Raw genomic sequence first — 12,906 nt, 5'->3', positions numbered from 1 at the left:
TGCGCGCCTTTGCGCTACAGTTTCGCGGCCCGCTCCGGATCGCCCGATCCCGAAGCAATCGCGATCAGGCCGAGCAGATTGCCGATCAGGCGTCCCTGACGGTCGAGATGCGGCTCGGGTCTCAATGACTTGAGCGCGTTCATCACAAGCGCCCTCGCGATATAACGCGCCGTTTCACTGCGCGACATCTCGCCCTTGCGCCGCAAATAGTTCGGGTTCACGACTTGCGAATAGCCGAACCGCTTGCCCGACACGCGGCCCGATGCCATGCCAAGATGCACGCCGCTCATTTGCGCGCATCGCACGATGGGACCGCGTCTCGACAGCCGGCACGAAAAGTCCTTGTCTTCGAGCCAGCCATACAGCACGAGGCGTTCGTCGAAACGCAAGCCGCTGATTGCGCTCATGCGACACGCCATGTTGCAGCCATAGAGAGAAATGCAAGGCGTCAGCGCATGCGGCGCACTCGCCGTTCTTTCTGCATCGGTCACGATGCGCCGGGCGTTGTCCCACGTCAGCGGACAGCCTTTCGAACCATCCTGCACTGTTTTTCCCGACACACCGAGCACGGCCGGATTGGACTCGAACATCCGCACGCATTGCGCGATCCAGTCGCGGCATGGCGCGTAATCGTCGTCGAAGAATACGACGATGTCGATATCGGCCGGGAGCACATCGAGCGCACGATTCCTTTGTGCGGGCAAACCGGCCGATCCGAAGACACGCATCACGGGAAAAGGCGTCGGGTACTTTTCACCGACGTCGGCTTCAACCGTAGCGGAAAGAATGACGACACAAGGCGTCATAGTTTGACGTGCGAGAAACGCAAGCGCGTTGGGTATTGCATCGGGACGCCCTTTCGTCGCGATGACGACCGCGACACGTGTCGCGTGCATCTCGTTCATCTCGTCGACAGTGCGCCGTTCGATCACACTCTCCATCATCTCTCCCTGTCATCGCGACATGCATGGAAACGCTCGATTAACGCTAGCACGTATGATCAGCGGCAACGAGGCATGGCGAGATCACGCGAGAGGATTGTCCGAAAACCATGAGGTGTTGTCCAAGGGCGGGATCAGATGGCAATTCGCATGACATCGATATTGATAAGCATGGCGAACTATTCAAATCTACTGAGAAGCGCATTCACGGTCGCCAGTTTCTACCGGCTCGAACGATATAAAAAGTACCCCTTACACATTCGGAGGCCGTGCATGTTTACGGCGTGCATTCAGTGGGAAGAAGCTACCTGACGATAGAAAGAGACGCAGCGCATCCGCGCATTTCTTTCCGCGTCGCGCAGGGTATTGAGGGATGTGTCAGACGAAAGAGAGAAATACTCTTGAAATCGCGCTTACAGACTGCCGTTCTCGACGACCCGGCCTTCAGCGCGCCAGCGCAACATGCCGCCCGCGAGATTTGCGACATCCTGGAACCCTGCCTGGCGAAGCATCACGGTCGCCTGCGCCGAACGGCCACCCGCGCGACAGACGGTGACAATAGGACGTTCCTTGCCGAGTTCCGCCGTGCGTTTCGCCAGGCTGCCGAGCGAAATCAGCTTCGCTTCGGGAATGCGTCCAAGCGGGCCGTCGAATTCGTCGGGCTCACGCACGTCGACGATCTGCACCGATTGCAGATGTTCTTCGAGCCATTGCGGATGAATTTCCCAAATCCCCGCGAACGTGTAGGTCAGCGGCGCCCATTCGGGCTGCGGCTTGAGCGACGGATCGCTGGCCGCGACGCCGCATTTCATGTTCGCGGGAACAGCGACATCGATTTGCCGCGGATGCGCAAGGCCGAGATTGGTCATATAGCCCGCGAAATCGTCTTCACAAAGCTCACCGCCCAGCCGTGGATTAAACCGCCGCTCTTCGGCCACGCTCGTCACTGTGAGGCCGCGATAATCGTGCGCCGGATACAGCAGACAGCTTTCGGGCAACGAGAAAAGCTGCTCATGCACCGCGCGAAACAGCGCATGCGGATTGCCGTTCTGAAAGTCCGTGCGACCGGTGCCGCGAATCAGCAGACAATCGCCCGTGAAGGCCATCGATTCGTCGTCGAGCACGAGACTGATGCAGCCATTCGTATGACCAGGCGTCGCGCGCACACGTAAGTGCCGTGCGCCGAACGCAATCGAATCGCCGTGGCTGACATAGCGGTCCGCGCCCTCCGCGCCGCTCGCCGCCGATATCGCAATCTGGCTACCCGTGCGCTTTTTCAGCAGCCACGCGCCCGTCACATGATCCGCATGAACATGCGTGTCGATCGTATAGATCAGACGCAGGCCAAGTTCGTCGAGCAACGCGGCATCGCGGCGCGTCTGCTCGAACACGGGGTCGATCAGCACGGCTTCGCGTGTGTCGCCGTCAGCGAGCAGATAGGTGTAGGTAGACGATTGCTGGTCGAACAGTTGTCGGAAGATCAGCACGCTCACGGTCTCTCAACGTGTGTCGGAAAACGTCTTTGATGCGAATAGAAATCACGCCGGCGCGCGCTTCACAACCGCGCGCGCCGGACCGTCGCTTCAAGGTCTCACTTGGGTTGCTGCACGTAACGCAGATACGGCTTCAAGGTCTTGAAGCCCTGCGGATACTTCTCTTTGGCAGCTTCATCGGAAACGGATGTCGGAATGATCACGTCCTCGCCCGGTTTCCAGTTCACGGGCGTGGCGACCGTGTGCTTCGCGTTCAGTTGCAGCGAGTCCAGCAAACGCATCACTTCGTCGAAATTCCGGCCCGAACTCATCGGATACACGAGCATTGCCTTCACCTTCTTGTCCGGCCCGATCAGGAACACCGAACGCACCGTCGCGTTGTCGACGGCCGTGCGCGGGCCGCCGCTCGCTTCCGGGTGAATCATGTCATAGAGCTTCGCGACGTTCAGATCGGCGTCGCCGATCATCGGATAATTGATCGCGTTACCCTGCGTCTCCTCGATGTCCTTCACCCATCTCTGGTGATCGCTGACCGGGTCGATGCTCAGTCCGATGATCTTCGTGTTGCGCTTGTCGAACTCCGGCTTGAGCCCCGCCATGTAGCCCAGTTCCGTCGTGCAGACGGGCGTGAAGTCCTTCGGGTGCGAGAACAGGATTGCCCAGCTATCGCCGATCCATTCGTGAAAACGAATCGTGCCTTCCGTGGTCTCCGCCGTGAAATCGGGCGCTACTTCTCCTAGTCGAATCGCCATCTTCTTTCTCCGTGGTAACAGGTTCCAACCAGTGCGTCGGATGCCGCCACCGTCGTTGTGACGACGGCCGCGGGTTATCGGGAATCAGCATAGAGAGCTTCTGACGTTAGCCGCCGGCCATGATGCCGTACGACCTGGCGGGAGCGCAAATGGTTCGCGGCGGCTCCCGATCGGCACCGACGCGAGACAAGCGTGAATGCGCAGCAGGTAACTTTTATAGCGTAGAACAAATTACACGTTTCGTGTGCAGTTTGTCAGCGCGCCGGATTTTTTCGTGCCTGTCTGTACGCCGCAGCACAGACACAAGGGGGCGCGCGAAGTCGTGCCGCGCGGCGGCGAGCGGCACGGTCCGCTCGCCTCGCATCAGACCATTACTGCTCGACCTGCCGGTTCCAGCGCTGATCCCACTGCGCACGGTGCGCGTTGATCGAATCCCAATCGACGACCGTCACCTTTTTCACCAGATCGTCCAGATTGCCGAGGCTCTTCTGCATCGCGGGCGTCATCGTTGCATGCTCGTTGGTCGGAATCTGCTTGCCCGCTGCCGCCGCCTTCGATTGAGCCGGTGCGGACAACAGGAACTGCGCGAGCTTTTGCGCAAGCTGCGGATCGGCGTTGTTCTTAACGACGCACAGGTCGACGAGCAGCAAGACTGCGCCTTCTTTCGGATTCGCGTAGCCGACAGGAATGCCCTTGTCCTGCAGATCGCCGACAGCCGTCGGCGTCAGCGGGAAGATCCCCGCTTCACCCGTTTGCACCATCTCCGAGAGCTTCGCCGAATTGGGAATGTACTCGACGACATTCGGCCCAACCGTGCTCGACCATTTGCTGAAACCCGGCTCGACGTTCTGATCGTTGCCGCCCATCAAGCGGTTGATCGCAAGAAAGCCGTGCAAACCGAACGTGCTGCTCGATGCGGACTGAAACACCACTTTGCCCTTGTACTTCGGATTGGCGAAGTCCATCCACGATGTAGGCGGCGCCCAGCCTTTCTCCGCGAACAGCTTCGTGTTGTAGCCGATACCCGTCATGCCGAGCTGCACGCCCGCGCCGATGTCATCCTTCATGCGCGCAAACGGATACAGCTCTTTCAGCACGGGTGCGTCGTCGAGCTTCTGGCACACGCCCATGCTGACGGCACGCGCCATCACGCCGTCATCGAGAAACGCGACGTGAATCTGCGGGCTGTTGCGATTGGCGAGCAGCTTCGCCAGCACATCGGACGAGGTGCCCGGCACCACGACCACCTTCACGTTGTTCGCCTTCTCGAAGTCGGGCAGCACCTGGCTCGTGTACGCTTTCTCCATCGGGCCGCCGTTCATGCCGATGTAGATCGTTTTGGTTTGCGACCAGGCGGGCGCAGCCGCCCCGATCGCGCACACGGCGGCCAGCGCCGCGACCGTGCTTGACAGCTTCATTGTGGGTCTCCTTGACAGGATTAAAGAACAGCGGGGATCGCGCTTCGGCTGAAGCGGCCGATCGCAAACGCATCGAGCGGCGTCGAGGTCTCGCCGTCGATCACGAGGTCGGCCAGCACTTCGCCGACACCGGGCGCAAGCAGAAAGCCGCCGCCCGAAAAACCGAATGCATGCAGCAGGCGCGGCATCTTCTGGCTCGCGCCGATCACGGGATTGCTGTCGGGCGTCTCGCCTTCGACGCCGCTCCACGTACGAATTAACAATGCGTCGCGCAACGCGGGCAGCAGCGCGCACGCGTCGCGCATCACGGCGCGCGTGGTTTGCGTCGACGGTTGCGCGTATTCGCCGTCGCCATGTCCGCGCCCGCCACCGATCACGCAGTTGCCGCGTTCGACCTGGCGCGCGTACACGCCACCGCCCACGACGCCCAGGTTGTGCGTCACGAAGCGCGGCAGCGGCTCGGTCACCCACATGTTTGGATAGATCGGCTTCATCGGCACGGCCTCGCCGAAAAAGCCTGCGACGGTGTTCGCCCACGCGCCCGCGCTGTTGATCAGCCAGTCGGCCGTGATGCGTTCGTCGCCCGCGCGAATCTGGAAGCGCGTGCCGTCGTGCGTGATATCGGTGAGCGCGGTTTGCTCGCGCACCACGGCGCCCGCCTGTTGCGCTGCGCGCGCGAAAGCGGGCGACACGAGGCGCGGATTCGCATGGCCGTCGCTCATGCACAGCGAGCCACCCAGCGCCGCTTCGCCGAGCCACGGATAGCGCTTGCGGAACGCCGCGCCCGCGATCAGTTCGGTTTCGAGCCCGTGTTCGCGCGCCATTGCGGCCCACGTTTCGAGCACGGCAAAATCGCTGTCGCGCCGCGCCAGACGCAGATGTCCCGACACGACGAGTTCCCCGTCGATGCCGATCAGTTCGGGCAAGCGGTCCCACACGCGCCGCGCGCGCATCGCAAGCGGCATCTGTTCGGCGGGCCGCCCCTGGCATCGCACGCCGCCGTAGTTGACGCCGCTCGCCTGCGCGCCGCAATAGCGCCGCTCGAACAGACCGACGCGCACGCCGCGCCGCGCGAGCGCCAGCGCCACCGACGAGCCGACCAGCCCGCCGCCCGCGATCACGACCTGATAGTGGACGGCGTCACTCATCGCGTGCCTCCTCGGGAATCGCGGCGACGTCGTCGTCGAACAGCATCGGCGAAATGGGGATGGGCTTGATGGGCGCCTGACTGCGCAACCGCCCGACGCTTTCCACTGGACGCCCCGTTTCCTCGCTCAGCAGCGCAATGGCCGCCTCGCCGCACATGCGCCCCTGGCAGCGGCCCATGCCGACACGCGTCAACGCCTTGAGCCGGTTGATCTCGCTTGCCTCGCCGCCGCGAATGCAGCGCCGCAACGTGCCTGCATCGACTTCTTCGCAGCGGCAGACGGTCATGTCGTCGGGCCATTGCTTCGCGGGTTGTGACGGTGGCGCGAAGGCCGCTTCGATACCTGTGCGGAACACGGCAATGCGTTGCAAGCGATGCTCAAGCGTCGCGGCATCAAGGCCATCCGTCTGCGCAGGATGCGCAATGCCGAGATCGTCGAGCAGCGCGAGCGCCGCGCGTCGGCCCGCGAGTTCAGCCGCATCCGCGCCCGCGATGCCCGCGCCATCGCCCGCGAGATAGATACCCGGCATCGAGGTGCGCCCCGCCGCGTCGCGCTCGGGCAACCAGCAGCCGTTCAATGCATCGAAGCGAAAGCGGCATCCGGCGAGATCGGCGAGTTGCGTTTCCGGGCGCAAGCCGAAGCCGAGGCCGACTGCGTCGCAGGCAATCGTTTCGACGCGCTCGTTCTCATGAGACCTCTTAAAGCGAATACCCGCCACGCCCTCTTCGCCGTCGATGCCAACCAGCGTCACGCCACGCTCCACTCTGACGCCGCGCGCCTTGAGCCACGCCACGTAATAGACGCCCTTGGCGAATGTCGACGGCTGACTGATGAGCTTCGGCACCGCCGCGACCTGGTTCGACCATGCGCTCGTGTCGAGCACGGCTTCGATCCGCGCGCCTGCCTTCACGTATTGATACGCGACGAGGTACAGCAACGGACCCGTTCCCGCCAGCACGACGCGCCGCCCGATCGCGCTTCCCTGCGCCTTCAGCACAACCTGCGCGCCGCCCAACGTATAGACGCCTGGCAATGTCCATCCCGGCACGGGTAACACGCGATCCGTCGCGCCGCTCGCGACGATCAACTGCGTGAACGCCACGCTCGCCTCGCGGCCATTGCGGATCGTGTCCAGCCTGCGGCCTTCGCACGACCAAACGAGCGTGTCCGGCCGATAGTCGATATGCGGCTGAAGCGCGCGCATCGTCTCGTGTACGGCATCGGCCTTCTTCGACTCAAATCCATAGAGCGTCGCCTTGCTGCGAGTGAAACCCGCATCGGCAGGCGGCTGACGATAAATCTGTCCACCCCAGCGCGCGTTTTCATCGAGCACGATGGGCCGGATGCCCGCTCCCACCAGCGTCTGCGCCGCACGAATCCCGGCGGGCCCCGCGCCGACGATCACTACCTGTCGCCCGCTATTCATCGCGCACCCTTCGTCACGATCCGCATGCCTTCTTTCACCAGCGTCGAACACGCGCGAATTCGCGCGCCGTCTTCGCAGCGCACCCAGCAGTCCTGGCAGGCGCCGATCATGCAAAAGCCCGCGCGCGGCTCGCCACTGAACTCGCTATGACGCACGTGGCGCTGCTGCATCAGAATTGCCGTCAGCACGGTATCGCCCGTCAGCGCGCCGACTTCGACGCCATCGAGAAAGAACGATACCGGCGCGCGTCCGGCTTCGGCCACGCGCAGCAACTGGCTGTTGGAACGGGACATGTGAGCGGGAGAGAAAGAAGCCATCAGTGCTGGCCAATCAGAATGCGGTTGAGACCGTAGACGCGGTCGAGTAGCAGCATCGCGCCCGCCGTGATGAAGATGACGAGCGCGGAAACGGACGCCATCATCGGATCGATCGATTCGGTCGCGTACATGTACATCCGCACCGGCAGCGTGACCGTCTGCGGCGACGTGACGAAGATCGACATCGTCAACTCGTCGAAACTGTTGATGAACGCGAGCAGCCAGCCGCCCGTGATGCCGGGCACGATCATCGGCAGCGTGATGCGGCGGAACGTGGTCCACGCGTCGGCGCCGAGCGACGACGCCGCGTGCTCGATGCTGCGGTCCAATCCGCTCACCGACGCAAGCACGAGACGCATCACGAACGGCGTGATCACGACCATGTGCGCAAGAATCAGCCACGCGAACGAGCCCGTCACGCCGATCAACGCGAAAAAGCGCAGCATCGCGATACCGAGCACGAGGCCGGGAATCACGAGCGGCGACAGCAGCAGTGCATTGAGAAAATTGCGCCCCGGAAAGCGCGCGCGGCCAATCGCCAGGCCCGCAGGCAATGCCACGACGAGCGACAGCGTCGCCGACGCGAAGGCCAGTTTCAGACTGTTGAAGAATGCCGTGATGAAGTCGGGATAGTCGAGAATCGCGCGGAACCAGCGCAGCGAGAAACCGTGCGTGGGCAATGTCAAGGTTTCGTCGGGCGTGAAGGCGACCAGCACGACGATCGCCAGTGGCGCGAGCACGAAAAGAATTACGATGGTGTGGAACGCGAGTGCAATGGGGCCGTTCTTGCGCATGATGTTTCGCCTGTCGGGTTCGCGTCAGCCCATGCTGCGCGTGTAGCGCCGCTCGAGTACGCGGTAGTAGGTAAGCATCACCACCAGGTTCGCGACCAGCAGCAGCACCGCAATCGTCGCGCCGAGCGGCCAGTTCATCGAACTCAGGAACTGGTCGTAGACAGCCGTTGCCGCGACCTTCAGGCGACGTCCGCCGAGCAGGCCGGGAATCGCAAACGCGCTCGCCGAGAGGCCGAACACCATCAGGCTGCCGGACAGAATGCCGGGCACGAGTTGCGGCAACACGATGCGGCGCAGCGTCGTCGCGGGCGAGGCCATCAGCGAGAGCGCGGCGTTCTCCGTCTGCGGATCGAGCCGCTGCAGCGCGGTCCACACGGGAATCACCATGAACGGCAGCATCACGTGTACGAGCGCGATGACGATGGCGAAGGTCGTGTATTCGAGCTTGTACGGTCCGAGGCCGAACAGCGCGAACGCCTGATTCACGAGGCCATTCGTGTTGAGCAGCATGCTCCAGCCAAATGCGCGCACCACCACCGACACCAGCAGCGGCGCGAGAATCACCAGCAGGAAGAGCGAGCGCCAAGGGTCGCGCATGCGCGACAGCACATACGCTTCGGGCGTGCCGATCGCGACGCACAGTACGGTCGTCAGCAAGGCGATGCCGAAGGTGCGCAGAAAGATCGTGTGGAAATACGATGAGCCGAGCACTTCGACGTAGTTGTGAAAGTCGAATGCCGCGATCGGGCCGACGGCGGGATCGAAGCGGTAGAACGTCAGCGCGAGCGTCATCACAAGCGGTACGAGCACGAGCGTCGCGAAAAGAATCAACGCCGGCGCGCTCATCAACCAGAGCGGCACGAAGGCGCGCCACGGCGCGCGCGCCGCGCTTCGGTTCGCGCTTTGCGTGGCGGGCAACGTGCTATCCATGCGCGCGCTCCTGGCCGATCAGGCGCAGCGAATCGCTATGCCAGTCGATGCCGACTTTCGCGCCCTCCGAAAACGGCTCGTTCCCTTCGTTCTGGCAGCACACGAGCATCTCGCCGACCCGGCTGTCGAGCCGGTAAAGCCATTGACTGCCGAGGAAGAAGCGGCTCGTCACGTTGCCCGCGAGACGCCCCTTGTCGGGCGCGCACAATCGCAGCTTTTCCGGACGAATGCACAGTGTGACGGCATCGCCGACGTCGATTGCCTGACCTTGCGCGGCGAGCTGCGTCATGCTGCCCGTCTCCGCGAGATCGTGGCCGAGGTCGATGCCGATCGCGTCGCCGTCGCGCGAGACGACCTTGCCCGCCAGCATGTTCGCCTTGCCGATGAACTGCGACACGAACAGATTCTCAGGCCGCTCGTACGCGCGATACGGCGTGTCGATCTGTGTGATGCGCCCCGCTTCCATCACGACCACGCGGTCGCTGATCGACAGCGCTTCGGATTGATCGTGCGTGACCATGATCGTCGTCGTGCCGATCTTGCGTTGAATCGAGCGCAGTTCGAACTGCATGTCTTCGCGCAGCTTCGCATCAAGGTTCGACATCGGTTCGTCGAGCAGCAGCACGGGCGGCGCGATCACGATCGCGCGCGCAATTGCGACACGCTGCCTTTGACCGCCCGATAACTCGCGTGGAAAGCGATGCGCGAGCGCATCGAGCCGCACCAGCGCCAAGGCTTCACGCACGCGGTCCGCGCGCTCGGCTTTATCGATGCCGCGCATTTCCAGCCCGAAGCTGACGTTCTGCGCGACGCTCATATGTGGAAACAGCGCGTAGCTTTGAAAGACGATGCCGAGGCCGCGCCGGTTCGGCTTCATGTGCGTGATGTCGCGGCCATCGAGCGTGATGCGGCCGCGCGTCGTTTCGATGAAGCCCGCGATCATCTGCAGCGTGGTCGTCTTGCCGCAACCCGACGGGCCGAGCAGCGAAACGAATTCGCCCTTTTCCACCGCGAGGTTGATGCCCGTCACGGCATGCAGATCGCCGAACGTCTTCGAAACGTCAGTCAATGTGAGGAACGACATGGTCTGGCCTTTCGGTGCGTGGCACCGGCTGAATCGACTGGTGTCTGTTGAGCCGACTCTAGCTAGCCAAATTCCAGAGCGTCAATGTCAAATTCCAATGAACGATATAAAGATCATGTTTCTTCCGTTGAATGGAATATTTGAGCGATTACATGCGCCTTCTATTCCGCTGCGTGCCGTCAGTGAAAATACTGAATTGCACGCGCATCTGCGCTTGCACGGTGTTTGGAGACGACAGTTTGTTTTTCAGTAAGAACATCGGCTAGTATTCCGTTCAATGGAATCCGAATCGAGATCGCCAATGAATTCTTCGAAAGAAGCCGACGCGCCCGGCACCGGCATGTTGCAGCGGGCATTCGCGGTGATCCGCGCGCTGGGAGAAATTCAACCGGAAGGCGGCCGCGTCACGCGCATCGCGAAAGCCGTCGGCCTGACGCAGGCCACCGTGCATCGCATCCTGCATGCGCTGATTGCCGAAGGGGTCGTCGAGCAGGATCAGAGTACGAAGCTGTATCGGCTGAGCGTCGACTTTTTTGCGCTGGCCTCGCAGGCCGGCAATCCGAGCGGCATGCGCGAGCTGTGCCGCCCTGCCTTGCTGCGGCTGTGCGCGAGTCTCGGCGACACGATTTTTCTGCTCGTCAAAAGCAGCTTCGATGCCGTGTGCCTCGACATGTGCGAAGGCCCATTTCCGATCCGCTCGTTCACGGGCGATATTGGCGGCCGCGTCGCGCTGGGTGTCGGGCAAGGCAGCCTCGCGATTCTCGCGTTCCTGCCCGAAGCCGAGCGCGAAGAGATCATTCGCTTCAACGTGCCGCGCCTGCGGAGCTATGGCGTGCTCGACGAAGTCTACTTGCGCACGGAAATCGAACGCGTCCGGCAAGTCGGCTACGCGGGGCGCAATAGCGGCGTGCTGGAAGGCATGGCGGGCGTGGCCGTGCCGATCATCGACCGAACGGGCTGCGCGGTGGCGGCGCTGAGCGTCGGCACGCTGTCGGCGCGACTGGGCGAGGACCGTCTGCCGATGGTCGTCGAACTCCTCAAGCGGCAAGCCGATCTGATAGGCCCGCAGGTAAATCCGTTCGATGTCGCGATGCGTCGTCCGATGCACGGCCTTACACGCGCGATGACGACCGAACCGATCGCGTGATGCTTGACTTACATACCGTTCGATAAAGGCGCGGACGCTTTCGCAAGCGGCTGCGCGGCACCCGCTTGAGACATCAGCGAAATGGCGGCTGAATCGGGCATGCCGTTGGCGTCGATGGCGCCTGCTTTCGCAAGCGCTTCGAGATCGCTGTCCACGCCTGCCTGCCCAACCGTGAACGGCGTCGTCAAAAACGCGGGCGCAGTGAGCGTGACGGCATAGTGCTGCTGCAGGTTCGTGACCACCGCCGATTGCGCATTCTGCACGGTAGTCTGGTTTGCAAGCGCCTGCTGGAACTGCGCGTTGCTGGCGAAATTCGCAATCAGACTGGACTCGCTCGTCCCGAGTTGCGCGGCGAGGTAGACGAGCATCAGTTCGGTTTCGGGCGTGGTGTTGAACGTGCCGCCAGCGAAAGCAAGCGAATGCAGCGTCGTGCCGCCGGACGTCACGGTAATCACGCACGGAAGCGTCGCGTTGAACGCAAGGCTGTAGCGTCCGCCGCCATCCGATAGCGTGGCCCCTGACCCTTGCGCGCAGGCCACGTTGACGTTCGCGCTCGCAAGCGCCTTGCCCGTGGCTGCCGTGCCCGCGAGCGCGAGGTTTTGCGTCACGATTCCGCCCGCGCAACCGTCGAAGCCGATACACACGCTGCCACCGCACGCCGCGAGCGTGGCGAGTGACGCAGCACACATGGCAGACACCGTTGGGCGAACGAAGCGGGCGATGCACAGGTTCATGGCCGTCTGCCGTCGAGGAAAGGGCGCAGATTTTTATTCTAGCTCGCCCTTTCCGGCCTGACGTTCGTTACACGCTCGTCACACGCGCAAACGCATGCGCAACCAGACGCGGTGCTTAGATCACATTGATCGCAACGTCGATATTGCCGCGCGTGGCCTTCGAGTACGGACACAGCTCGTCCGCGGCATGCACGACCGCCTCGGCGACGTCGCGCGCCACGCCCGGCATGCTCACGTTGATCCGCGCACCGAGGAAGTACGCGTTGCCCGTCATGCCGAGATCGATCTCGATATCGAGCGCGAGGTCGGACGGCAGCGCGACTTTCTTCGCCTTGGCCGCCAGCCCGATCGCGGTGATCAGACAGGCCGACCACGCGCCCGCGAACAGTTGCTCCGCGGTCGGATGCGGATCGGCGGCTTCGAATACGTGCTGCGGATGCACGTCGTTGCCGGGCGCCGACAGCCTGAGGTCGAGCCGCTCTTCGTGGCCGCGCGAAGCGCCCGTGTGCTTGCTTGCCGTCGTGTGCGTCTTGCCCGTGAACAGGACTTTTTCAATTTTGGTCATCGTGATTCCTTGGTCGAGAGTGGATATCGGTTGATATGGCTTATGCGATTCGATCGCATGCGACGCATATTGCTCGAAGCGTCTCGCAATGTCAATCGCATACGATTTAATCGCTCGCACACTTTCGATAGTGACTGGCGAAGCGATGCAACGGGGT

At 62.6% G+C, this 12,906-nt stretch carries 13 protein-coding genes; 1 reads left to right on the top strand and 12 read right to left on the bottom strand.

The features are described from left to right. Positions 1-14: 14 nt before the first annotated feature. The 10 genes from C2L65_RS32140 to C2L65_RS32095 form a co-directional block, all read right to left on the bottom strand. The gene (locus C2L65_RS32140) at positions 15-944 is read right to left on the bottom strand and encodes a glycosyltransferase family 2 protein (RefSeq protein WP_042312811.1); all 930 of its coding nucleotides are present in this window, start codon (positions 942-944) and stop codon (positions 15-17) included. A gap of 410 nt (positions 945-1,354) precedes the next feature. Next, positions 1,355-2,425, bottom strand: a complete 1,071-nt coding sequence (locus tag C2L65_RS32135) for an MBL fold metallo-hydrolase (protein WP_042312902.1) — start codon at positions 2,423-2,425, stop codon at positions 1,355-1,357. A 107-nt stretch (positions 2,426-2,532) separates the two neighbouring features. Then, a complete protein-coding gene (locus C2L65_RS32130; protein WP_042312812.1) occupies positions 2,533-3,186 on the bottom strand; it encodes a peroxiredoxin in 654 nt (217 codons plus the stop codon). A 371-nt stretch (positions 3,187-3,557) separates the two neighbouring features. Further along, the gene (locus C2L65_RS32125) at positions 3,558-4,604 is read right to left on the bottom strand and encodes an extracellular solute-binding protein (RefSeq protein ID WP_042312813.1); all 1,047 of its coding nucleotides are present in this window, start codon (positions 4,602-4,604) and stop codon (positions 3,558-3,560) included. Positions 4,605-4,624: 20 nt separating this feature from the next. Further along, positions 4,625-5,752 (bottom strand): NAD(P)/FAD-dependent oxidoreductase, encoded by a 1,128-nt coding sequence (locus C2L65_RS32120; protein WP_042312815.1) that lies wholly within the window; start codon positions 5,750-5,752, stop codon positions 4,625-4,627. Further along, the gene (locus tag C2L65_RS32115; protein WP_042312817.1) at positions 5,745-7,178 is read right to left on the bottom strand and encodes an FAD/NAD(P)-dependent oxidoreductase; all 1,434 of its coding nucleotides are present in this window, start codon (positions 7,176-7,178) and stop codon (positions 5,745-5,747) included. Before C2L65_RS32115 ends, C2L65_RS32120 begins: the two co-directional genes overlap by 8 nt. Beyond that, positions 7,175-7,495: a (2Fe-2S)-binding protein gene (locus C2L65_RS32110; protein ID WP_042312820.1), complete on the bottom strand. Its 321-nt coding sequence runs from the start codon at positions 7,493-7,495 to the stop codon at positions 7,175-7,177. Before C2L65_RS32110 ends, C2L65_RS32115 begins: the two co-directional genes overlap by 4 nt. After that, positions 7,495-8,289 carry an ABC transporter permease gene (locus C2L65_RS32105; RefSeq protein WP_007744232.1) on the bottom strand — a complete coding sequence of 265 codons (795 nt, stop codon included), beginning with the start codon at positions 8,287-8,289 and terminating at the stop codon, positions 7,495-7,497. The genes C2L65_RS32110 and C2L65_RS32105 overlap by 1 nt, the downstream gene beginning before the upstream one ends. A gap of 24 nt (positions 8,290-8,313) precedes the next feature. Next, positions 8,314-9,219, bottom strand: a complete 906-nt coding sequence (locus tag C2L65_RS32100) for an ABC transporter permease (RefSeq protein ID WP_042312823.1) — start codon at positions 9,217-9,219, stop codon at positions 8,314-8,316. Continuing rightward, positions 9,212-10,303: an ABC transporter ATP-binding protein gene (locus C2L65_RS32095; protein ID WP_042312826.1), complete on the bottom strand. Its 1,092-nt coding sequence runs from the start codon at positions 10,301-10,303 to the stop codon at positions 9,212-9,214. Before C2L65_RS32095 ends, C2L65_RS32100 begins: the two co-directional genes overlap by 8 nt. Positions 10,304-10,604: 301 nt before the next feature. On the opposite strand from C2L65_RS32095, the gene C2L65_RS32090 reads away from it, so the two are divergent. After that, positions 10,605-11,450: an IclR family transcriptional regulator gene (locus C2L65_RS32090; RefSeq protein ID WP_042312828.1), complete on the top strand. Its 846-nt coding sequence runs from the start codon at positions 10,605-10,607 to the stop codon at positions 11,448-11,450. A gap of 8 nt (positions 11,451-11,458) precedes the next feature. On the opposite strand, the gene C2L65_RS32085 is transcribed toward C2L65_RS32090, so the two are convergent. Both C2L65_RS32085 and C2L65_RS32080 read right to left on the bottom strand, forming a co-directional pair. Beyond that, the gene (locus C2L65_RS32085; RefSeq protein ID WP_042312830.1) at positions 11,459-12,184 is read right to left on the bottom strand and encodes a hypothetical protein; all 726 of its coding nucleotides are present in this window, start codon (positions 12,182-12,184) and stop codon (positions 11,459-11,461) included. Positions 12,185-12,299: 115 nt separating this feature from the next. Beyond that, positions 12,300-12,749, bottom strand: coding sequence for an Ohr family peroxiredoxin (locus C2L65_RS32080; protein ID WP_042312903.1), 450 nt, complete (start codon positions 12,747-12,749; stop codon positions 12,300-12,302). Between the last annotated feature and the right edge of the window lie 157 nt (positions 12,750-12,906).

The sequence above is a fragment of the Paraburkholderia terrae genome (assembly GCF_002902925.1).
In the GTDB taxonomy this organism is placed as follows: domain Bacteria; phylum Pseudomonadota; class Gammaproteobacteria; order Burkholderiales; family Burkholderiaceae; genus Paraburkholderia; species Paraburkholderia terrae.
The sequence above is the reverse complement of the archived record's forward strand: the minus strand, read 5'-3'. Positions and strand labels throughout refer to the sequence as shown.